This is a genomic window from Fulvivirga marina, from assembly GCF_016775155.1.
GTDB lineage: Bacteria > Bacteroidota > Bacteroidia > Cytophagales > Cyclobacteriaceae > Fulvivirga > Fulvivirga marina.
The window spans coordinates 1-21,246 of record NZ_JAEUGD010000021.1 but is presented as its reverse complement, the minus strand read 5'-3'; the positions used below and the strand labels follow the sequence as shown (position 1 = coordinate 21,246).

Below are 21,246 nucleotides of genomic sequence, written 5' to 3'. Positions count from 1 at the left end.
TTATTTAATGAATAAATCTAGTTCATTAGTATGCATGATTCAATACCCAACCTTGGGTATTATTTTTAGAAATAGCTCTAATATCCTACTTCAAGAAATTCGAAATAGAGTCCCCTAGCTCAACAAATCTTAAGCTTCTGCTAGAGTATAACTTGTCATGTAATTTGATGTGTCTCATTTCTAGGTGCATGGTATCAAATGAAATGCTTTTTGCTAAACCTTATTTAGTATTTCCTGTGGCCGAGCCAATAATCTAGGGTAGTAGCATCAGCTGCTAGTTCAATAGTATTTTCCCCCTGAACGGGGTCAACACTATTAGCATAGTTGACCATTAATTCATACCCGATTGTATTAGAGCTCATGTTCACATAATTCTCCGGTTTGTTCTCCGGTTTGCCGCTTAAGTGTCAGTCACGTTGCCTAAAGCAAATCAAATCGATTTGATTTATGACTAAAAGGGGATAATTCCTCGGTCTGTAGTGAGGGTGGTATTGACTTTCAAAATAGAAAAAGAACTGTAGTTTTGGAGCTAAATTAATTGTATGCTAACAGAATATAAGGATGTTGCTATAGCCATTTTCAACATCATGCTTAACCCTTTTGGGTTGTTACTTTGCCTGGTACTGTTTCAAGGTGATAAATCATCTTTTTTTACCAAAGTAGGGGTAAACACGGTTAGGTTAAACCGGCGAGCTTACTTTGTTTACCTTATGGTATTTGCTGTTCTTGTGCTGGCAATCACCTATGGTATAGGTTATTTCACATCGGCTGATTTCGATGTTTGTGAGGTGTATCAGCCCAAATACTATTGGCTTTCATTTATTGGTTGGGGTGTTACTGTATTTACCTTATATGGTTATTTCCATGGAATGGAAGGAAACATCATGGGTTTTATATACTTCCCGCTTTTGTTCATTTCTTCTTTCGGGCTTTTTGTAGTTAACATCGCCGATATATTCTCCTTTGCCACCCACATCAATACACCTCCAGTGAGTGCCAAATACTTTTGGTTAGGTTTTGCAGGGCATGTTTTTATGCCCTTTCAGGCATTACTATTTACTAACCTGATTAAAGAAGGTGACGAGAAAAAAGAATGGTCTGTGCCGATTGTAGCTGGGTTACTGTACCAAATGATACTTTTTGGTCTCAATTGGATTATTGTAAAGCTATTCGGAAATGGAGTCACCTTTGCTGAGTTTTTTGGTGAAGGGCAAGACTTATTATACTTTATCCCTATGGTTGGGGGCTTCTTCTATTACCTTTTCTATTTTGTGCGTACCAAAAATGAGACAGGTGATAGGACATTGGTCGGTTGGTTCGTATATGCGCTTACGCTGGCTACAATACTACTCGTATTTTTACAAGCATTTAATTATATACATATGTTTGGTCAGTGGTTTTGAGTTTTTCTCATTTGTATGATATTCAAACGCATATTCTTCATGGATCATCTACTTTTATTTGCTCTTTACCGCTAATAAAAGAGCTTTAACTATGTGATTGAATCCATGCCACTTTCTTTCTGTGTATATGTTTGATAGAACAACATAAGCAAAGTCCGAGAAGAAACCTTCACGGACTACCTGCTTAAATCAAACCCTGAGACCATCACACCACTTGAGCTGGCTCTTTAAGTGCAGGGAAATGCTTCGTTATTGCTGCAGGAAGTGTTCCCGTCCCGTCAGGGCCTGGGTTAGCTTCCAGCTTGTAAAGAGGAAAGGTTATGCTGGGGAAGCTGCCATAAGACAGTGAAGTTGTGCCGGTACTTTCTTCATCATCTGTGTCTATATAACCATATAAACCAACCGTTTTATTTAGCTCTGGCTCATCATTGAACTCAAAGTAATTATAGCCGAATAGCCATGTAGTACTGGATGCGGTCCCTGCTTTGTTATCATGCAAATATTTTTCAATGGAGCCAACCTGGTTAACAGCTGCTGTAGCCTGGTCATAAGGAGCAGGGCTGCTGCCCCGGTTGGGAGCGAATACTTCCATAAGTAAGAGCGGAACGTTCATTGTTCCCCCTGGCCATGAGGACGCCCCGGAATCGTAAAGTGCAAGGGTTGCTGCCAGGTTATTTGAATTGTCACTTACGTTAACCTGCGAAATGTTGACACTGTTGTAGTAGTAGTCTTTATACGAACTGTCGATAGCACTCAATCCGGTAACAGCAAAACCAAAAGAGGAGCCCAGAGCACACCCGTATGGCGTGTTTTGATTTGCCGTTACACCATTCATTAGGCACGAAAACCAACTTCCATTAGATCCGCCCTGATCGGCATTCGAAAAAGTTGCACTCAGCTTTATGGACGGAGAATCCCCGCTTCCGTTGATTTGCTTGTTGAGGTTCACGATCCACCAAATAGTTCTGGCTAAAAAATTTGATGGACTTGTACCATTGATCCCTTCACCAATGTCGCCCTCATTCCCTACACTTACTGAGTGTACGGCTTCATGTATTTGATTTGTTGAAGGGTCAGTAATACTATTTATAAATTCCGTAAAGTCTGTTTGAATACCAGATGGGGCACTATCAAAAGAATAAGTTGCGTCGGGAGACCCATTATTCCAACTGTATTGATTATCTCCCAAGAAATAATCGGAAATTGGAACTACAACTTTGAGGCCCAGAGAGTATGCATAATTAAGAAAGTTGATATGATCAAGTCCGGTGTTGGATGAGGATGTTGTACCACGGGCCATGTTCCAGTTGTATAAACGGATAAGATTAAAACCCAGGTCACTAATTGTCTTCAGGTCATCTCTGTAATTGGAATTTTTGACAGGGCCACTTGGATCGTTCGTCGGGGCGGGAAGATACTTATTGCTCCACAGGGATTGAAAGGCATCATTGGCAAAATCTGAATCTCCTGTCTGTGTATTGGGTGTAGCAGACCATGTAGGCCATGTAGGGCTGTAGTCTACCCCTCTCCAGATCTTACCTGAATAATAGTTGGATGTTTTCATAGTCATAGGTGTTTTTGTAAGACATATTGATTTGTTAAATAAGCTAGGAGCAGTCAATAACCTGCTCCTAAGAATCATCGGATTAGGCTTAAATTCTTGTAATTCCAATGACAATGGGCTTTTTGTCTCCCAGAGGTTTGTAGATTTCCACAATTGCTTCCCATATCACATCTGAAGGAGGAATAGAGGCATTACACTTGTAGCGGTAATTCATGCCAGCTACAACTTGAGTAGAAACCGCAGTGGGTGTATAATCTACTCCGACTATTCCTGCAATAGCCTCTTTGAAAATTACATTTTCTTCCGGTGTAAGCGGGCCATATGGTGACCACCCACCTACGACAGTTTCTTTTTGAATTACATTTTCGTTTGACATAATTAATTTGATTTTTTCCTACTCGTAAGGCTTTTCGGCTATCGCCTTCCATTGTATACTGAATGGAAACAGTCCGTTTTTTTGAGTGGGTTCTGCTCTCCACTTTAATGGCTTAATGATGCTTAAAGTTGGCAGGTTGAAAACTGGTTTCCATCACTCAAAAGAGGGGTTCTTTAGCGTACCCCAATTGGGGTATAGCACCTTATGGCCTCTTTCAGGACACCATTAGAGTAGAAGCGTTCCACTGTTCTATAGAAATGGGGTGTTTAGGCATTTGCATTAAAAAATATGCCGTAGAAAGTTTATAGAACGAAGGTAAGTGCAGGTGAAACCTAAAAATATACGCATTGATCATGATGCAATATATTGTTAATACATTCTTAGTCTTTTTAGATAGCTTTTAAGTTTCGTCTTATTTTGTGTTGGAAAGGCTCACTTCTTTAGGTAAGTGCTACTACATTAAAGTAAAGAAATTCATCAAAAGAAGTATATTAGAATATGCCATCTATGTCCTTCAGAGTCCTTGGGTTAATTGGTAAGGGTATTTGCATTCAATAGGCTTAAGGTCTAGAGTGGAGGTATATCAACTTAGCAAATACCACTTTTGGGGTATTCAGGTGGGATGGATCAACATTATATTTGCTATATAAATATTCTAAACATAATTAATCACCGGACTATGAGTGAACACGAAAAAACTTTGCAAATTCCAGTTTATTTAGATGTAGAACGTATTGTGGCTGCTTATCAAAAAACTTCTCCAGGACAAATCATACCCTTGGATGATGAATACTATAAGATTCCCATAGCAAAAGAGGGAGTGATAGATGTAAGTGGTTGCGAAAGCATCCAGTTTACACTGTCAAATAACGAAGGAACCGACGGTACTATGTTTTGGTTAACCAGTTTCAAATCTAAATCTAGCTCTATCGTGCAACCAGGCCCTAACCCCATGGGGACCAATATGCCTGCCAATGTCATGGTTCTTACCGTGAAACCTGATCCCGGCACAAAAACTGAAACCCAAACATTTACCTTGCATTGCTATTTCGTTCATTACGCCGATTCAGAGTATAAAAATGTCGTATATCACTGCACAATAGACCCAAAACTTAAATCAGATCAAACGGTTAACCCGCCCAATTAAGTGATAAAGGAAGGATATTTCGTCAGAGTACTTGGCCTATTGTTTTTCATTGTAATTCTTAATGTCCCTAAATCGGTATGTCAAAATCAGTCGGAAGCAGATAGTTTAAAAATTGTACTTGAGCAAAATCGGGGAATTAGTGATTCTCTTCGCATGATCCTCCTTAGCGTGATCATGGTAAAGTCTTCTTCTCCAGATGAAGTGCTCAAATACTCAGCGATGCTTTTAGATGAACTTAAGGATAAGAAACACATTGAATATAGGGTTAGGGCACACCGCGTCAGAGGAGTAGCTTATCGTCAAAAGGGACATTTGGAGAGTTCTCTAAAGAGTCTTTTTTTGAGCGTAAAATTAGCTTCTGATAACCAATTAAGTCACGATGAAGCTAAGGGCTATCTGGATATAGCTGCTACGTATACATCAAATAATCAGTTTAAAAATGCACTGCTTTATGAAAACAAGGCCTTAAAGATCCTACGTCAAAATGGCACTAAAGAACAATTGGCTATTAATCTCATTAATACGGGCTATAGCTATTATAACTTAAATCTTATGGACTCTGCGTTATTACTTTATAATGAGGCAGAGCCCATATTTGATTCTATCGATCTGGATATTGGCAAAGCCTATACCATAGGTAATCGTGCACTGGTCTATTGGAAACAGGGGAAATACATTACAGCAGAGCAGGACCTATTGCAAGCTATTGAAATGCTGGAACCTCTGGGAGATCAGTATGGCATTGCAGATTATCACAATCAGCTTGGGCGATTCTATACAGAGCAAAAAAATATCGAGGCTGCTATTAACCATACAATCCAGGCGCTGGATTTGGCCAAGTCCCTTGACCTAAAAGAGCAGATTCGTGATGCTACTCAGCTATTATCACAACTTTACGCAGAGCAAGATGACTATGCTAAAGCCTTTGAGTTTCAAAATCAATTTATAGCATATAAGGATAGTATTGAAAATACTGAAACTACTAAGGAAATGGCTGACCTCCGTACAGAGTTTGAAGTCAGCTTAAGGGAAAAAGAAATAGATCTGCTTGAAGAACGTCAACTGCTCAACAGAACATATATAATTATTGCCATTATCATGCTGGTGTTTGCAGTGGTGGTACTCCTCTATTTTCGTCAGCGCTTTTTGAATACCAGGCTGATTGCAAAACAAGAGCGAAAACAGCATGATGAAAAAATAAGAAACCTACTTAGCTCGCAGGAGACCAAAACCCTGCAATCTATGGTGAAAGGACAGGAAAGTGAGCGGAAACGATTAGCCCAGGAACTTCACAATCATTTTGGCAGCCTTTTGGCCACCATCAAAGTAAACATCAATGGAATAGACGAAAATGCCATACCCAACCACCAAACACTTACCAAACTCATAGATCAGGCGTGTAATGATATCAGGAACACTTCCCATGAGTTGAACATGGGTATTTCCAATGACTTTGGCTTGGTGTCTGCACTCAAGGAACTTACAGATCACCTCCAAACGGCTAATGGCATTAAAGTGGAGTTTTCTGCTTCGATAAATAAGGGGTGCATACAGTCTGAAGACGAAATTATAATATACAGGATAATCCAGGAACTGGTGAGCAATGTATTGAAACACGCAAGAGCAACAAGGTTATCCATTTGCCTCACCTACTTTATCGAGGAAAACCTAATGAATATTCTGGTACTTGATAATGGGCAAGGTTTTGATACCCAAATTATTAATAGTAAAAAATCGGGAATAGGATTAAAAAGTCTGGTTGCCCTGATCCAGGGTTTAAATGGTGAAATTTCTTTTGATAGCAACCCCAGTAGTGGCACGACAGTAAACATTGATCTGCCAATGAATTCATTTAATCATGAGGTAATTTAGAAAATGATAACAGCAATAATTGTAGATGATCATCCTTTATTTGCAGAAGGGCTAAAAGCTATGTTTAAGGCCTCGGACGGGATTGAGATAGTAGAACATACCAAAAATGGTAATGAGTTGCCTTGTATTCTGCGGAATACGCAAGTTGACCTTATTTTGATGGATATTGACATGCCGATCATGGATGGCATAGCTACCATGGAACTTCTAAAAAAAGAAGGGTTTAATATACCCATTTTGATGCTTACTATGCACCAGTCCATGAGAAAGATTAAAAACTCATTGGAGAAGGGAGCTCAGGGTTATATCCTTAAAGATGCTTCCAAACCTGAACTTGTTGAGGCCATAACGAAGACGAGTTTGCGCCAGAATTATTTCCATCCTAAAATCAATGATCAGGTTTTTGACTATTTCAGAGGCAGGAAGAGTGCCAGGGCTGAGGCTGATGAGCTTTCTGAGCGAGAGCGGGAAATCATTGAATGCCTGGCTGGAGGGATGAATACCAAAGCCATTTCAGAAGCTTTGCATATTAGTGAGCATACGGTCAAAACACATCGCCGGAATATTATGTACAAGCTAGACGTGAAGACCTCTGCAGAATTAGTCAAATTGGCCATTGAGAAGGGGATCATTGATATTGGTTGAGTTCTGAAGAGTCATGTGTATAAGAATTGAATACGTTATTTAAAAAGTGAGTTACTTTTCACCAGTTTGCTTCGCTTCGACTTTCAATTCACCTGTGACCGTGTATTCCAACACCAGGGTACGTTAATAAATGTGAAAAGAAACACATATACTCTAAACTCTATACCTGCTGCCTCAAACTAGATAAATACACCCAGGCAATAAGCAAAAGCTGCATGGGTACCCTAAACCAGAGATAGGACGGGCCGGGGCCATCTGGTTCGCCTGTTTGATAATTGATGCGTTCCAGGGCGGCTTTGATATTAGAGGGTAAGATCAGTACGAAAAAAATTATTAGCACCCAGCCAGTAATTTGCTGAAACCTGGGCAGTAGTAAGCCTATGGCAAATCCAATCTCCAATAAGCCAGTAAGGAAGACAAGTTCGCTCTTATAAGGTAAGAAATTCGGGAGCATGGCTGTCATACCTTTCGAGAAGACAAAATGACCGATAGCAGTAAACAAAAGCATACACGCCATGGCAATCCTGCCTGCAAGTTGATAGTCTATCTGCTTTGTTATCCATTTGATTACCAGTGAAGAAATGGCGAAAACAGCGAATAAAACAATGAGTGGTTTCATCTTTTTAAATCCAAACTTCAGGTATTTGAAGGGAGCAAACAATGAACCCAGGTTAAGAAATGCGCTTCCTGATCCTGCTCAAGGCCTGTGGCGTAATACCAATGTAGGAGGCGATAAACTTTAGCGGAATTTGCCGGATCAGCTCCGGCCTTTCTGTAAATAAATTCAGATATCTTTTTTCGGCACTTTCATTAAGAAGAGAGAGCTCTCTTTGTGATTTTTTTAAAAATAGTTCTTCACTGGCTTTTCTGCCTATTAAGTTGCCTATTTCTGACTGTTGATAAACGGTTTGCAGATCTTCATAAGTCAACCTCCAGAGCACGGTTGGCGTAATGGCCTCTACAACATAGTGAGAGGGTGCTTGTGTAAGAAAAGAATCATAAGCGCTGACGAAGGAGCCACTAAAAGCAAAGCTAAAGGTCAGGTCGCTATCTTCCTTGGGAATGTAAAACCTTACAATACCCTGCTCGATAAATGAAAGGTGATTTTCCGTTTGCCCCACGTTGAGTATTTTGCTCTTTTTAGGAAACTCCTGCCTTGTAAGTTTAGAAGCGAAAATCTCCCAGTCACTTTCAGAAATGTTAAACTGTTCTTTATAGTATTTGTAAATCTCTTCCAATTACGCTTCTATGTCATTTTAACTCCTACTAAAGTATCGGATTCACTCAATAGTTTCAAGCATCTCTCCGGAAGTGTGCTACTCTTCTTTGCTATTGCCAAGATACCCTAATCGTTCTCTCACCAATCGGTGTTCATAATTGTCACCGGAAGTATTCATGGGAGCCTCTAGCTCAAAGCCTGCTTTGTCCTGAAATATGATGATGCAGTCAGAGCCTCCAAAGAGAAAGTAACACAGCATATCACCTTTAGTTACCTGCACTCCTACTTGAACACTTTCTTCAAAGTTTACTGACGATACCGACTGTATACCGATCGGTATGAGAGGTGCCTGCCAGAAAATGCGGGGAGAGTGCAATTTGGTAATAGTCGGCATTCCATGATTCTTCAGTATCCATAAATTTACCATAGCTTTCATTAAAGCTTTTGAGCCATGTTTTGCAGGGATCGTGGCATTGCAAAAAGCTGTTGAAGTAGCCTTTCCCTTTCAATGCTTCCAAAGGTTGATCGTTGATATAGAAAAAGTAGTACAAGCTTTGGTCAATTTTATCGTACCATGAATTTGCATAATCTGCTTCAATGAACCGCAGGGCATGGTGTTTTCGCACCAGGATGCAAACTCGATACTAAACTCATACCACATTCCAGCATGGCCAAATTGTCAACCAGAAGACACTACGTTACAAAAAGTGAATTTTATCACATCAATTTTACCGAACGTTTGGTAATGATGTATTTGACGTATTATATTTGTACCGTGAGGCCACAAAAAATAGACGATCAAACATTACTGGCAGGGCTAAAAGATGTATTGTCAGCCAAGGGGTATGAAGGTGCCAGTTTGAATGAGCTTGCTTCTTCCTCAGGTTTACAAAAGGCCAGCCTTTACCACAGGTTTCCGGGAGGTAAAAAGGACATTGTCCTGGCCGTTTTGAATTTCGTCGGAGAGTGGATTGATACAAACATTGTGAATGTGTTGCGGGATAAGCATATTAAGCCAGAGGAGCGTTTGCGTTACGCCTTAAGTAAAATAGATGAGCTGTACAATGGAGGCAAAAGCACCTGCATTTTAAGAGCCCTTTCCATGGATAGTGGGATGGATCTGTTCAATGCAGAGTTAAACGGAGCAGCCACTAAATGGATCGACTCATTTCATGCTTTTGGAAGAGACTTGGGCATGTCAGAAGAAAGTGCGCAACATGCGGCGGTGACAGTACTGACCAAAATTCAGGGAAGCCTGGTAGTAAGCAAGATGCTGGATGATCCTCAGGTGTTTAAAACGGCTATAAAGGAAATTGAAGAAATGTATATTAAGACATAAAAAAATTTGCACTAGTATTTTTCCGAACGTTCGGTAATTAATTAAAATAGTGCAAATCAATCGAACGGGAGGAGTAGTAATTAAAACTCAAAAATTTAAAAGAATGAGCAAAACAGCAATTGTGGTTCTATCAGAACCCAAGGCAGGTTCCGAAGAAGCTTTGGGACGTGTATTTAATGCCATGGCGGCAGCGTATGACTTTAAACAAGCCAAAAAAGAAGTGAAAGTACTTTTTCAAGGGGCAGGAACAAGATGGCCTAAAGTACTTCAAAAGACTGATCACCCAGGCAATGCGCTTTACAAAGCCATAGAAGATACAATTGAGGGCGTTTCATGTGGTTGTGCCGAGGTTTTTGGAGCAGACCCTTCAGGTCTTGACCTGATCAAGGATAACAGCGTACCAGGTACCACGGGTCTGCCAAGTTTCGTCAAACTGCAAAAAGAAGGTTACAGTGTAATTACATTTTAGGTTTAAGCAGGGCTGTTAGTTTTTTACTAAGCTACCGGCCCACTTATTTAATTCTGTTTATTATGAATGAAATATTCCATCAAGGCGAAAAAGAAATACAGAAAAGAGTAGGAGAACAGGCTGTTGCTGATAGAAATGGCAGAGCCATATCAAACACTATTACCCGAGGAGCTTTTAATTTTATCGAGAAACAGCCCATGGCTGTAGTGAGCTCGGCGGATAATAAGGGTCAGGTATGGGTATCGCTGCTAGTTGGTGATTTTGGCTTTGTAACTGTGCCGAATGCCAAAGCCCTCACCATCCACAAGAGTAGGATTTATAGTGATGCCAATGATATATTCTTTCAAAATCTGGAAAGTAATGTAAACGTAGGCTCTCTTTTTATAGAGTTGGACACCCGAAGACGCTTCAGGATCAATGGTGTAGCCTCTCTGCATGGAGATAAAATAGATGTAACCGTTGAGGAGGCCTACCCCAATTGCCCGAAATACATTCAACAAAGGGTGATTTCCTCTCGCGAAAATTTTGGTCAGGTTAAAGTGGAAAAGGCGAAAGAAACAAGCCTTACACATGACCACATAAACTGGATTAAAGCCTCAGATACCTTGTTTGTCGGCAGCCAAAGCAACAATAGCCGCTTTGATGCATCTCATCGTGGAGGTAACCCTGGCTTTGTGGACGTTCTGGATGAGAAAACCCTTAAAATCCCGGATTACAAAGGGAATGGTATGTACAACACTTTGGGCAACTTCGTGCAAAACCCGAATGCAGGCTTACTGTTTATTGATTTTCAAAATCAGAGAACCCTGCAGCTTACGGGTACCGCAGAGATCATGTTTGATCCAACAGGAGAGCAAGATCTTGTAAAAACAACGGGTACTGGCCGTTATTGGCTTTTTAGGGTTAAGGAATCCATTGTTACCACAAACCACCATCATGTTAACTGGGAATTGATGAGTTATTCCCCTTTCAACCCGAAATCATGAAATGTCAGCATCAGCTGCTCACTATAAGCTTTCGGAAATACAATGCAGCTTGAAGTATCTCATACACAAAACGAAATGATGAAGGGGACATTTGAGCCATGGCACTCGCTTCTGATTTTTGATGTGATTTACACGCACAAACTCCTGGGTGAGGCAATGTGCCCTTGGGATACTGTAGGAGAAATGCCAGACACTTTCAATGAAATTTAATTCATTGACTAAAGAGGCAAATTAAATCTTGAAGCTGATTAGTCTTCATTATCACCATTGAAAAGAAATATTAATAAAGTGTACTCTTCAGGTAGAAGGCGCTTGCACGAATTAATGCCCCTTACCCCTTCCTATTCAGTGTTAAAAGGGTTTTTATACTCTCCGTTCTTTTAAGCGATTTCATTTTATCATCAGCAGGCGTAGTACTTTCCCCAGAAGTTAGTTTTTGCCTGTCACATTATAGAGAAGCGCGTTCATTGGCATCTGTTATACACGACCAGCCTCTTTCTATTAATCTATTAATTAGGGTAAAAAGGTGCTTATTATCAAGGCTTTGTAGTAAGCATGTCCGTTAACTTTCAGCATGCCAGGCGTTTTTGTTTTAAAATATCTTGTATAACCAATATAATATTCATTTTTTCATATAAATGTTACAACATATTACATAGTTAAACAATGTTTAATTAACCTTTTAAAAACCAACAAAAATGAAAAAACTATCAAGTTATTTATTCACCATGCTGGCAGTCAACATGGGCTGGAGCCAGACAAACACAACACTCGGCACGAATGCCGGGGGTAGTATAACCACGGCTGTTTATGGAACCACTATTGGATACAATGCCGGACAGGATCTGAGTACAGGTAATTTTTCAACATTTATTGGCGCTAATGCCGGCGCAAACACAACTACAGGGGCTCAAAATACATTCATAGGGAGCAGTAGTGGATATCAAAATACAATAGGACAGTACAATACTGCCATTGGCGATTATTCAGGTTATGCCAGCACTGGAAGTAATAACGTATATCTTGGGAAGCATGCAGGTTACCAAAACACTAAGGATGGTAACGTGTTTGTAGGATACTTTTCCGGCTATAGCAATACTACGGGTTCGGCCAATTTATTTGCCGGGTATATGACAGGATACTATTCGACCGGCTCTTCTAATACTTTTCTGGGCTACTATGCGGGGTATAAAAACACCTCTGGTTCTACGAATACCTTTGTAGGAAGCTATACTGGTTTTGACAACACCACTGGCCATAATAACGTATTTCTGGGACAGACTGCAGGAAGGCTAAATACCACCGGTGCGTATAATGTATGTATAGGGAATTTTTCAGGATATAAGAATACCACAGGTATCAAAAATGTATACATTGGCCAAACTGCCGGTTATAACAATGTCTCTGGTAACAACAATGTTTTTATAGGAAACCAGGCTGGCCATGGCGAAACGGGTTCGGATAAATTCTATCTGGCTAACTCTTCTACCAATACACTGCTTTACGGAGATTTTGCGACTACAAAACTGGGCATAGGTACGACTACTCCTACTGAAACATTGGATGTCAATGGTACCATAGCTATTCGGGGAGGTTCTCCTGCTGCCGGCTATGTACTTACCTCAGATGCTAACGGTGTGGCCAGCTGGCAGGCGCCTACCGGCGGAGCCGGAGGAGGTGTATGGTCTGTGAATGGAAGCGATGTTTATTATAATGCCGGTAATGTTGGCGTGGGGATGATCCCTTCTGCATATTTGGATGGTGCGCCTATTGCCCCTCTTGAAGTAAGCAGCTTCATGCATATCTCCAGAACCAGCCGACCACACGTCAGATTATTTGAAAATGGAAATACTGTAGCGCGTATGCAGGGTGGACACTACACAGGCATGGGCAATGGTGCCCCTGGCGGAAATCCGCACTTTGTTTTAACAGACCCTCAAGGCAGCACCACTATACTCAGTGCTAACCTGACGAGTAAAAATGTAGGTATTGGAACCGTTAATGCACAACAGCGTCTGCATGTTTACAATACCAGTGGTAATGCCATGATGCGCTTTCAGACTGCGAACCGTGCCTGGGACGTAGGTATGGTAACCAATGGTGGCAACCCTGATGAATTTGTGATTGCTGATGAAACCGGAAACAAGTGGTTTCTGATCAATACCTCCAACAAAACTGTGGTCATGGGTGTGCCGAATCAGAACCATCACTCTTTGGCCGTACAAGGCAAAATGACAGCTCAGGAAATCAAAGTAAAGCCTGACCCATTGGTGCCGGATTATGTTTTTGAAGAAGACTACACACTCAAAGGTTTGGATGAAGTTGAGGCCTATGTAAAGGAGCATAAGCACTTGCCGGGTATACCGTCAGCGCAGGAAATTGAAGAAAATGAAGGGGTGTACCTCGGTGAGATGACCTATAAACTTTTAGAAAAAGTAGAGGAACTCACCCTGCATATGATAAAACTGAAAAAGGAAAACGAGGAGCTAAAAGCTCGTTTGGAAACCCTGGAGACAAAATAATCACGGATGATGAAATTATTAATAAAAATAAAGACAGGAGCCCCGTGGCTTGTTTCCCTGGGGCTGGCGCTGATGCTTGTGTTTGGTTGTAGTTTACAAACAAAGGCTCAGGTTAACCTTGACCCAAACGGGATATCATCGTTGTATTGGCCTTTTACTACCGGAAGTTATGCTGGTGATAATATTGAATTTTCACAGTGTGATGGCTGGGGAATTACTGGTGAAAATGGCTTAGGCTATCATGGTGGAGGAAATCATGTTGCCGGCGATTACTATTCGGAGGACTGGGCTTTATGCGGTGGAAATGCAGCTAACTCCTGCGGTGAAGTAATTAATTCCCCAATGTCCGGAGAAGTAATTTTTGCAGGTTTTCAAAATGAAGATTTTGGTGGTCAGGTGATCATAAAAAAAGAAAATTTTGCTTTAAGAATAGCTCATTTGGATACAGTAAGTGTGAGCAATGGAGCGAATGTAATAGAGGGTACTAAAATTGGGTATGTGGGAGATGAAGGGACGACTAATTGCCATGCACATATAACTCTTTACAAAAATATAGGAAGTCCTGGGTACAATGGACATTTAACAGGGCTTAGCCTATTGCAGGGAGGATACTCGCTGACTGCTACGGGATTTTCTGATGTCATTAAACAAAGTTATAAGGATACCTTTGCAGCTAATTTTGATTTTACTGCTGATATTCTAGCATCCGAGCCTGTACCTAATGTATGTAATGTGCACCCAAATATCCAATATGCATTCGCCACAGCGAATTCTATAAAATTGAAATGGGGGTCTATATCTGATGCTTCATCGTATTCCGTTAGTATTGGAGAGTTAGGGTTTTATCAAAGTGGTATTACAGGAACAGAGTTGACAGTAGTTAATGGTAATTTACAGCCAGCTACTACTTACTCAGTTGTAGTATGTTTAGATTGTAACAATGAGCAGCCTTATTGTACAGGTGGTCAAGTTACAACAGGGAGCACTGACACGGGGAACTGTCCACCATCATCAATAAGCGTAAACGCAGAACATACGGCAATTACTATTAGTGGGCTTTCTCCTTCAAACGGATATATAGCTAGGTACACAGAGTCAGGGACAAGTAATTGGCGGGATACGGACATAACCGACTTTAATGTTACATCAAATTCAATAATTGTTGATAACCTGACAGGTGGAGCATCCTATGATCTGGAGGTGCTTCGTCAATGTGGCGGTAATACCTGGTCATTAGCAACTGTAGTAAATAATATACAGTTGGTAAGTGCAGGAGAGCTTCCAGTGAATGTGGTAGGCATTACCTGCGGGGTTGTCGAAGCCAGTGGGACTATAACAGTCAATGATCTAATTGTAGAAGGATGTGAAGTTACATGTGCTGCAAGTCAGGAAGTTATATTTTCAACAGGGTTTGAAGTACAGTCAGGTGGAGTCTGTAATGCTTATATCAATGATATGCCAAGCGGTTCAGGAAACCAAAGGATGGCTACGGCAGATGTGGAGAATGACTCTGAAGCCAAGAATACATTCACGGTCTATCCTAACCCACACCAAGGGCAATTCACCCTACAGTTTGGAGAAGGTATGGACGAAGAAGGTACGCTAAAGATCTTTGATCCACAGGGTAGGTTATTCTTTTTGCAGAATAATGTTTCTACAGGGCAGCCAATCAGTCTGAACTTATCTGGCTCGGGAAAAGGGATGTACTTTATTTATTTTATTACAAAGTCTGGCACAGAGGTGCGGCAGGTTGTATATGAATAATTAGATAAATCCAGCCAAAAGGGTGGGGCTGTCTTAGATAGATCACTCGACATTCTAAACTTGATTTAAGGTGATGATCTACAGCATTTTTAAGGCAGCCCCATTTTCATTTCACCTAACCTGCCTTTTTTCAAAAACGTAAGGCGTTTCGGTATTTTTATAATGGTTAACAAGCTTAATGACTAGTGCATTGGCAATCATACCGATCGGTATACCGATCAGGAAGTCGTTTAACGTCACCATTTTTTCTGAAGTAACATAGTAAAAGAAGTAGCCGGTGATGGGTAAAAACAGCAGTATGGAAGTCACCATGCCGGGGTTGTAAAATGTCTTGCCTTTGATGTTAAACACGAAAGTGTGGATAACAAAATTCCCAACGGATACCAACATGGACACTATGCAAAGCCAAATGGCCTTTTGAGCCAGTAACGCTGCCAAAAAATAAAGCCCCCAGCCTCCCATATTGATGATTAAGGACGACTGAGTATTGAGAGGGAACCTGTCGGGCAAATCACTGTTAAACATCACTTTGTTGAACATTCCGGGGAAATACCCGGGATAGCGATACTCTTCAAACTGGTGTAGCAAAACAGAAGCAAAACTCCCCCACATTAGAAAATCGAAACGGTAAAGGTCTGTTTTGCTGATGAAAAGAAGCACTAAAGTCAATACGGCAATTACAGCCCCTACATCATACCAGTGTTTTCTCCAGATGTCCATAAGTCCGAGGTTATGGTTATTCCTGAAGTTTTCTCTCCTCTCTGATCTCACCTATGTGGTAGTAGGCCACTATTTCCTCGATGAGGTTATTTTTAAAGTAATACCACTCACTTACATCCAGAGAGAAATCATCTCCCTGTCGGGCAGTGTACCGTACGCAAGCCTTGTTGGTTTCGTAAATTCCATCGTGTAGGTCAAAGTGTTGCCCCAGGAACTTGTCTTTGTTTTTCTCCACCAGGTCGAAATAGGCTTTTTTACCATAGATGGTGCCAAATGGGCTTGTGTGTCTGAAATTTTCTGTAACCGGTAATCTGAGGAAATCACCACTTTCCCATTGGTCAAACCATGCTTTTACGAGCTTTTTTGTATCCATTTTCTTGATTTTAAGAAGGTTGGACTAAGGCAGCTTTGGGCTTAAAACCCTGGCTGCTTTTACTCAAATTAATAAATTCCCGGAAGGAGAGTAAGAGTTATGGCTTAAAATCGGTCAAGGTTAGCTTTACAAGGACTGATAACCATCCGTACCAACATATTTTCCATCTGTATTCAATGGATTGACTGAACCGGATCTGAGCTGACGCAGTATCTTTTTTTCATTGGGTTTGACCTTGTATTTAACTTTTGTCCGGCGGGTTTTTTTATAGGTCTTTGTAATCTTGATGGCTATTTTACCTTTCTTTTTTAGCTCAGGTTGGTGACATGCCGAATATTCCTTTTTCGAACCGCAGTAGCAGGGTTCGTTATTGCGGAGTAGCCGTTCGTCTATTTCATATTCCGGGAAAAACTGTTCGTTAAGGTAACTCAAGGGTTTGAGTATTGGCGTTAGAATTGTCCAGATGATCTTATCAATAAGAAAGGAATCTTGATTTTTAGTGTCTTTATTTCTTTGCTTTCTGCTCAATTTTAAATCTTTTAAAACAACGGTATGTGTTAATTCCTGATGCCTAAACTAAAAGCTTTTTATGCCTTTCGAAAATTATTTTAAGTGGATTACAAGCTGGAACAGGAAAAATTGAGTCAATTGCCGGTATGAGCTGACAGCTACCACTATATTTGTTGGATAGTTAACCATTAGGTTTCAATCACGTAGGTTTATTACCAACTCCGGTTCTCATGGAATTTAAAACCCACAGGCTCGATATCAATGCAAAGAACTTCAACGGTATCATTGTAGATAAGATACCGCATGAGAACCCATACGACTTCACCAAAATCCACCGGCATGATTATTATGAAATACTCCTGTTTACCGAAGGAGCCGGTGGAGAACAGATCATAGATTTTGTTAAGTATAAAACCCGCGAGAAGACACTATATACCATATCTCCGGGGCAGGTACACCTGCTCAAGAGAGCAGGAGAAAACGGGTTTTCTATTCAGTTCACTAAGGAATTCCTTCAGCTTAACCTACCTTCAGCGCACCATGAGTGGATAAATGCCCTGCAAAGTCACCCTGAAATAGCCACTTCCAAAGAGAGCTATGACAGGTTACATGGACTTATTATCGACCTGCTGTCTGTTTTTGAAGAGCGCACAGAGTTATCCTTCCATAAGGTGGTGAGCTACTTTAGCCTGGTTTTAATTGAGGTTTTTGAACTGGTGAATGATCAGCCTGGTTTCAGGAAGGATACTGCCCCAGCCATGCAATTTATAGCCCTGGTGCAGGCACATTTCAAAACTCAGCGAAATGTACAGTACTATGCTGACACCATGGGGATTTCCGCCAGCAAGCTCAACACTGAAATAGTACATTCATTGGGCAAGTCGCCAAAACAAATTATTCAAGAGCATTTGCTTATTGAGATCAAGAGATTGCTGACTGTCAATGAACTATCCCATAAGGAGATATCCTTCGATTTGAATTTTGACAGTCAGAATTCATACAACCGATTCATTAAAGTCAATACCGGTAAAACCCCTTCCGAATTGAAGCAGGAACTAATTGAAATTCATAAATAATAGATTGAAATCGCTAACTTTTTTAAAGGGTCCTACGACTACTTTTGCCCCTGATTAACTTTAACACGTTTCATGCAAAGTAAAAAGCTTGCCTACCCCATCCCCGTTTTTGAGTTTGTTTCTTTAATGGCCATGATGATGGCCCTGGTAGCGCTCTCTATAGACAGTTTACTCCCAGCCTTACCGGAGATCGCTGTAAGCCTCGACAAGGCTGGCTCAAATGATATTCAGCTTATTATCTCCATGCTGTTTTTAGGGCTTGCCGTAGGGCAGATGGTCTATGGCACCCTGTCGGACTTCATTGGGCGGAAGCCGGCTGTTTACCTGGGGCTGTTACTGTTTTTTCTGGGCTGTCTGGTATCGTTCTTTGCTGAAATATTGCCCATGATGCTGGCCGGAAGACTGCTTCAGGGGATAGGCCTGGCGGCACCCCGCATTATCAGCATTGCACTCATCAGGGATCAATACGAAGGGGCAGTAATGGCCAAAGTGATGTCATTTGTAATGTCCATATTCATTATTGTACCTGCCATAGCACCCGCTTTAGGTCAGGGAGTTTTGTTTTTTGCTAACTGGCGTTTCATTTTCCTGCTGCTGTCGATCGTGGCGGTCATTATCCTTGTCTGGTTTATGTTCAGGCAGCCTGAAACCCTGGAAGCAGAAAAGCGTATGCCGTTCTCATTTGGCAGAATATTCAAAGTTATCAGTCAGATCTGTGGTAACAGGGTTGCCTTGGGCTACACTATTGTGGCAGGGTTTGTTTCCAGTATATTTTTGGGCTTTCTCAGTTCCATACAACAGATTTTTGAGGCCTATGGAGAAGCTGAAATATTTGCAGGAGGCTTCGCCGCCATTGCTCTTTTCATTGGTAGTGCATCATTACTCAACGCCAAAATTGTGATGCTTAAGGGCATGAGATACATCGTCAAAGTAGCGTTAGGTATGCTATTTATAGTTTCTCTAACCTATCTGATGCTGAGCACATTCGACCACCTCGACTTTTGGGTGGTCATGGTGTTCTTTGTGATCAGCCTGTTTTGTGTCGGACTCCTTTTCGGCAATTTAAATGCTCTTGCCATGGAGCCCTTGGGGCATGTAGCGGGAATTGGCAGCTCACTGGTAGGTTCGCTATCTACATTCATATCTGTGCCCTTCGGTATCCTCATTGGCCTCAGTTTTAATGGTACAGCTATACCGTTAATTGCTGGTTTTTTAGTGTTTAGTTTATTATCATTAGGTATGATTTTCTGGATAGGAAAAGCAGGGAAAGGGTAAAATACAGCGCCAGAAAAGTGTCATAAACCTTAACCAACCTACAATGTATTCAAAACCAACCACTTCACCCTATCGCTTTGTCTTCAGGAGGATTTCAAAGCTTTTGATCGTGGCTGTGGCCATGATGGTGTTTGTCCGCTGCAATTCCGCTCAGCAACAAAAGGAGACCCCGCTGGCCACGAGCGATTCTGTAGAGGTCAAGTACTCTTTTGTAGTCATGGGCTGCAATCGTATTTCATGGCATGATGACGATGCTGCCTGGAAAAATTCCAAGTACTACAATGAAGCACATACCAATCTCAATCAGCTTATGGCAACTTTTGATGATGCCATGAAACTTAATCCCCTACCAGATTACTTCTTTTTTGTGGGAGACCTGGTGCTGGCTGAGAGCCAGGATACCAGCAAATTGGTCAACCAGCTGAAGGCCTGGAAAAAACTGTACTACGAGCACGCTATTTCTAAAAGTAAAATAAAAATGGTGGCCGTACCCGGAAACCATGAATTTCTCTACTCAACACCTCCTGATTACAAAGAAGTGCCCAACGAATATGCCAATGAAATCTGGCTCAGACTGATGTCAGATTTCATAGTTGGTAATAACGGTCCGGGTATAGGAGGTCCCGATAGCCTGTTAAAAGATGAAAGTCAACTTACCTACTCTTTTGATCACCGCGACGACCATTTTGTACTGATGAATACCGATACCTATAATGAGCCGGGCAAAGTGCCAGTAGACTGGATCACTAATGATATCAATACCTGGCGTGCAGGTCATAAGGAAGGCCATATCTTTTTAATGGGCCATAAACCCGCTTACGATGCCAAAGGTCTGGCTACCGGAGACAGCAAAGATCCTGGGCTTGCCTGGAATAGGGAGCAGGTAAATTTACTATGGAGTGCCATGAACAAGAATCGCAGCGAAGCCATGCTCTCCGCTCATGAGCACCTGTTTTGGGCAGGACAGCCCGCAGGCTCTGCGTCTTGGCAGATCATAGCGGGTAATGGAGGCACCACCCTTGATAGCGGAGATTATTTTGGCTTCACAGAGGTTAAAGTAATGACTGATGGCACGGTAAAAGCCTACTCACATGGCAGACCCGTACCCTCTCCGGACTATGGAGCACCTACCGGCAGTACCACTGTGAGAGATACTTTTGATATCACGTGGTCGCAAAACAGCAAGTAATACAAAATGATTTAAATAACGTATTATAAGGTTATGAGGATAAGGGGACTGTTCATACCCCTCACCCTCAAAGGTAATGGGGTTGAGAGGTATCAAGCTTTTCACTATCTTTAATTAAATCAAAATTACTCCCCTATGAAAATTTTATGTAATACTCTGTTAATCTTAATGCTATGTGCTTCTATGGTCATGGCCCAAGTCCCCAATAAAGAAGATCAGATAAATGCCGCCATACAAGCCGCACCCGAAGAGCAACGGGAAGGAGCTTCAGTACTAGGCTATGATGCAAAGGGTAATCTTGTTATGATTAAAGAAGGAACCAATGAGTTGATTTGCCTCGCGGATGATCCGAATAAGGAAGGTTTCAGTGTCGCCTGTTACCATAAGGACCTGGAACCATTCATGACCAGAGGAAGAGAGCTTTATGCGGAAGGTAAAAATCGTGGCGAGGTCTTCAAAATTCGCGAACAGGAGGTTAAGGAAAAAAAGCTAAAAATGCCCGACCAACCTACTACACTTCATGTGCTTTCAGGCTCCGATGGAAAATATGATCCGGCTACTGGCAAAGTGACCGGGGCAAACCTTCGTTATGTAGTGTATATTCCATTTGCTACAGCCGAATCTACAGGATTACCTATACGCCCAATGGTTCCCGGCGGGCCATGGATCATGGACCCCGGTACGCACCGTGCACATATTATGATCTCCCCTCCGGCTCTGAAAGAAAATGAGGATAAATAACTAGTTTCCTCCACTACCCTACAGAAACTTAAATGAGGCCGTCTCAAAAGTCATTT

General features: G+C 41.4%; 23 protein-coding genes. 14 read left to right on the top strand and 9 right to left on the bottom strand.

The genetic code is table 11. From position 1 onward, the window contains the following. Positions 1-224: 224 nt before the first annotated feature. A complete protein-coding gene (locus JMN32_RS06785) occupies positions 225-362 on the bottom strand; it encodes a hypothetical protein (protein WP_202855556.1) in 138 nt (45 codons plus the stop codon). Between the two features lie 180 nt (positions 363-542). Here JMN32_RS06785 and JMN32_RS06780 point away from each other — a divergent pair, with 180 nt between their 5' ends. After that, positions 543-1,403 carry a hypothetical protein gene (locus JMN32_RS06780; protein ID WP_202855555.1) on the top strand — a complete coding sequence of 287 codons (861 nt, stop codon included), beginning with the start codon at positions 543-545 and terminating at the stop codon, positions 1,401-1,403. 205 nt (positions 1,404-1,608) lie between these two features. Here JMN32_RS06780 and JMN32_RS06775 read toward each other — a convergent pair whose 3' ends face one another. Together JMN32_RS06775 and JMN32_RS06770 are read right to left on the bottom strand one after the other, a co-directional pair. Then, positions 1,609-2,967: a hypothetical protein gene (locus tag JMN32_RS06775; protein ID WP_202855554.1), complete on the bottom strand. Its 1,359-nt coding sequence runs from the start codon at positions 2,965-2,967 to the stop codon at positions 1,609-1,611. Between the two features lie 88 nt (positions 2,968-3,055). Beyond that, on the bottom strand, positions 3,056-3,343 hold the full coding sequence (locus tag JMN32_RS06770; RefSeq protein WP_202855553.1) for a hypothetical protein: 288 nt from the start codon (positions 3,341-3,343) through the stop codon (positions 3,056-3,058). A 679-nt stretch (positions 3,344-4,022) separates the two neighbouring features. On the opposite strand from JMN32_RS06770, the gene JMN32_RS06765 reads away from it, so the two are divergent. From JMN32_RS06765 to JMN32_RS06755, 3 genes are read left to right on the top strand one after another with little or no spacing between them, the layout of a single operon-like run. Beyond that, entirely contained in the window at positions 4,023-4,490 is a 468-nt protein-coding gene (locus JMN32_RS06765) for a hypothetical protein (RefSeq protein WP_202855552.1), read from the top strand. After that, the gene (locus JMN32_RS06760; RefSeq protein ID WP_202855551.1) at positions 4,491-6,362 is read left to right on the top strand and encodes a tetratricopeptide repeat-containing sensor histidine kinase; all 1,872 of its coding nucleotides are present in this window, start codon (positions 4,491-4,493) and stop codon (positions 6,360-6,362) included. 3 nt (positions 6,363-6,365) lie between these two features. Then, entirely contained in the window at positions 6,366-7,007 is a 642-nt protein-coding gene (locus tag JMN32_RS06755; RefSeq protein WP_202855550.1) for a response regulator transcription factor, read from the top strand. Positions 7,008-7,167: 160 nt separating this feature from the next. On the opposite strand, the gene JMN32_RS06750 is transcribed toward JMN32_RS06755, so the two are convergent. From JMN32_RS06750 to JMN32_RS06740, 3 genes are all read right to left on the bottom strand, one after another. Then, complete coding sequence (locus JMN32_RS06750) at positions 7,168-7,626, bottom strand: DoxX family protein (protein WP_202855549.1); 459 nt, start codon at positions 7,624-7,626, stop codon at positions 7,168-7,170. 52 nt (positions 7,627-7,678) lie between these two features. Beyond that, positions 7,679-8,245, bottom strand: a complete 567-nt coding sequence (locus JMN32_RS06745) for a Crp/Fnr family transcriptional regulator (protein WP_202855548.1) — start codon at positions 8,243-8,245, stop codon at positions 7,679-7,681. A 78-nt stretch (positions 8,246-8,323) separates the two neighbouring features. Next, complete coding sequence (locus tag JMN32_RS06740; RefSeq protein WP_202855547.1) at positions 8,324-8,662, bottom strand: phosphatidylserine decarboxylase; 339 nt, start codon at positions 8,660-8,662, stop codon at positions 8,324-8,326. A 231-nt stretch (positions 8,663-8,893) separates the two neighbouring features. On the opposite strand from JMN32_RS06740, the gene JMN32_RS06735 reads away from it, so the two are divergent. From JMN32_RS06735 to JMN32_RS06710, 6 genes are all read left to right on the top strand, one after another. Then, complete coding sequence (locus tag JMN32_RS06735) at positions 8,894-9,565, top strand: TetR/AcrR family transcriptional regulator (protein ID WP_202855546.1); 672 nt, start codon at positions 8,894-8,896, stop codon at positions 9,563-9,565. A 103-nt stretch (positions 9,566-9,668) separates the two neighbouring features. Then, positions 9,669-10,034 (top strand): DsrE family protein, encoded by a 366-nt coding sequence (locus JMN32_RS06730; RefSeq protein ID WP_202855545.1) that lies wholly within the window; start codon positions 9,669-9,671, stop codon positions 10,032-10,034. 62 nt (positions 10,035-10,096) lie between these two features. After that, the gene (locus JMN32_RS06725; RefSeq protein ID WP_202855544.1) at positions 10,097-11,020 is read left to right on the top strand and encodes a PNPOx family protein; all 924 of its coding nucleotides are present in this window, start codon (positions 10,097-10,099) and stop codon (positions 11,018-11,020) included. 42 nt (positions 11,021-11,062) lie between these two features. After that, positions 11,063-11,230: a hypothetical protein gene (locus JMN32_RS06720; protein ID WP_202855543.1), complete on the top strand. Its 168-nt coding sequence runs from the start codon at positions 11,063-11,065 to the stop codon at positions 11,228-11,230. A 488-nt stretch (positions 11,231-11,718) separates the two neighbouring features. After that, positions 11,719-13,542, top strand: coding sequence for a hypothetical protein (locus JMN32_RS06715; protein ID WP_202855542.1), 1,824 nt, complete (start codon positions 11,719-11,721; stop codon positions 13,540-13,542). 6 nt (positions 13,543-13,548) lie between these two features. Beyond that, positions 13,549-15,306: a peptidoglycan DD-metalloendopeptidase family protein gene (locus JMN32_RS06710; RefSeq protein ID WP_202855541.1), complete on the top strand. Its 1,758-nt coding sequence runs from the start codon at positions 13,549-13,551 to the stop codon at positions 15,304-15,306. A gap of 111 nt (positions 15,307-15,417) precedes the next feature. Here JMN32_RS06710 and JMN32_RS06705 read toward each other — a convergent pair whose 3' ends face one another. The 3 genes from JMN32_RS06705 to JMN32_RS06695 all read right to left on the bottom strand — a co-directional run bounded on the left by JMN32_RS06705 (position 15,418) and on the right by JMN32_RS06695 (position 16,927). Beyond that, positions 15,418-16,026 (bottom strand): HXXEE domain-containing protein, encoded by a 609-nt coding sequence (locus JMN32_RS06705; RefSeq protein WP_202855540.1) that lies wholly within the window; start codon positions 16,024-16,026, stop codon positions 15,418-15,420. A 16-nt stretch (positions 16,027-16,042) separates the two neighbouring features. Beyond that, the gene (locus JMN32_RS06700; protein ID WP_202855539.1) at positions 16,043-16,399 is read right to left on the bottom strand and encodes a nuclear transport factor 2 family protein; all 357 of its coding nucleotides are present in this window, start codon (positions 16,397-16,399) and stop codon (positions 16,043-16,045) included. A gap of 126 nt (positions 16,400-16,525) precedes the next feature. Beyond that, the gene (locus tag JMN32_RS06695; RefSeq protein WP_202855538.1) at positions 16,526-16,927 is read right to left on the bottom strand and encodes an SEC-C metal-binding domain-containing protein; all 402 of its coding nucleotides are present in this window, start codon (positions 16,925-16,927) and stop codon (positions 16,526-16,528) included. 212 nt (positions 16,928-17,139) lie between these two features. Here JMN32_RS06695 and JMN32_RS06690 point away from each other — a divergent pair, with 212 nt between their 5' ends. The 4 genes from JMN32_RS06690 (at position 17,140) to JMN32_RS06675 (ending at position 21,190) form a co-directional block, all read left to right on the top strand. Further along, positions 17,140-17,985, top strand: a complete 846-nt coding sequence (locus tag JMN32_RS06690; RefSeq protein WP_202855537.1) for a helix-turn-helix domain-containing protein — start codon at positions 17,140-17,142, stop codon at positions 17,983-17,985. A gap of 72 nt (positions 17,986-18,057) precedes the next feature. Continuing rightward, a complete protein-coding gene (locus JMN32_RS06685; RefSeq protein ID WP_202855536.1) occupies positions 18,058-19,260 on the top strand; it encodes a multidrug effflux MFS transporter in 1,203 nt (400 codons plus the stop codon). A gap of 43 nt (positions 19,261-19,303) precedes the next feature. Continuing rightward, complete coding sequence (locus JMN32_RS06680; RefSeq protein ID WP_202855535.1) at positions 19,304-20,449, top strand: metallophosphoesterase family protein; 1,146 nt, start codon at positions 19,304-19,306, stop codon at positions 20,447-20,449. Positions 20,450-20,584: 135 nt separating this feature from the next. Continuing rightward, on the top strand, positions 20,585-21,190 hold the full coding sequence (locus JMN32_RS06675; protein ID WP_202855534.1) for a hypothetical protein: 606 nt from the start codon (positions 20,585-20,587) through the stop codon (positions 21,188-21,190). The last annotated feature ends 56 nt before the right edge of the window (positions 21,191-21,246 follow it).

Coding starts and splice junctions, on each gene's coding strand:
- JMN32_RS06715 (WP_202855542.1), top strand. CDS start 11,719: ATGAAAAAACTATCAAGTTATTTATTCACCATGCTGGCAGTCAACATG.
- JMN32_RS06675 (WP_202855534.1), top strand. CDS start 20,585: ATGAAAATTTTATGTAATACTCTGTTAATCTTAATGCTATGTGCTTCT.
- JMN32_RS06740 (WP_202855547.1), bottom strand. CDS start 8,662: ATGAAAGCTATGGTAAATTTATGGATACTGAAGAATCATGGAATGCCG.
- JMN32_RS06725 (WP_202855544.1), top strand. CDS start 10,097: ATGAATGAAATATTCCATCAAGGCGAAAAAGAAATACAGAAAAGAGTA.
- JMN32_RS06680 (WP_202855535.1), top strand. CDS start 19,304: ATGTATTCAAAACCAACCACTTCACCCTATCGCTTTGTCTTCAGGAGG.
- JMN32_RS06690 (WP_202855537.1), top strand. CDS start 17,140: ATGGAATTTAAAACCCACAGGCTCGATATCAATGCAAAGAACTTCAAC.
- JMN32_RS06700 (WP_202855539.1), bottom strand. CDS start 16,399: ATGGATACAAAAAAGCTCGTAAAAGCATGGTTTGACCAATGGGAAAGT.
- JMN32_RS06705 (WP_202855540.1), bottom strand. CDS start 16,026: ATGGACATCTGGAGAAAACACTGGTATGATGTAGGGGCTGTAATTGCC.
- JMN32_RS06720 (WP_202855543.1), top strand. CDS start 11,063: ATGCAGCTTGAAGTATCTCATACACAAAACGAAATGATGAAGGGGACA.
- JMN32_RS06770 (WP_202855553.1), bottom strand. CDS start 3,343: ATGTCAAACGAAAATGTAATTCAAAAAGAAACTGTCGTAGGTGGGTGG.
- JMN32_RS06765 (WP_202855552.1), top strand. CDS start 4,023: ATGAGTGAACACGAAAAAACTTTGCAAATTCCAGTTTATTTAGATGTA.
- JMN32_RS06785 (WP_202855556.1), bottom strand. CDS start 362: ATGAGCTCTAATACAATCGGGTATGAATTAATGGTCAACTATGCTAAT.
- JMN32_RS06755 (WP_202855550.1), top strand. CDS start 6,366: ATGATAACAGCAATAATTGTAGATGATCATCCTTTATTTGCAGAAGGG.
- JMN32_RS06780 (WP_202855555.1), top strand. CDS start 543: ATGCTAACAGAATATAAGGATGTTGCTATAGCCATTTTCAACATCATG.
- JMN32_RS06750 (WP_202855549.1), bottom strand. CDS start 7,626: ATGAAACCACTCATTGTTTTATTCGCTGTTTTCGCCATTTCTTCACTG.
- JMN32_RS06710 (WP_202855541.1), top strand. CDS start 13,549: ATGATGAAATTATTAATAAAAATAAAGACAGGAGCCCCGTGGCTTGTT.
- JMN32_RS06685 (WP_202855536.1), top strand. CDS start 18,058: ATGCAAAGTAAAAAGCTTGCCTACCCCATCCCCGTTTTTGAGTTTGTT.
- JMN32_RS06775 (WP_202855554.1), bottom strand. CDS start 2,967: ATGAAAACATCCAACTATTATTCAGGTAAGATCTGGAGAGGGGTAGAC.
- JMN32_RS06735 (WP_202855546.1), top strand. CDS start 8,894: ATGGCCAAATTGTCAACCAGAAGACACTACGTTACAAAAAGTGAATTT.
- JMN32_RS06730 (WP_202855545.1), top strand. CDS start 9,669: ATGAGCAAAACAGCAATTGTGGTTCTATCAGAACCCAAGGCAGGTTCC.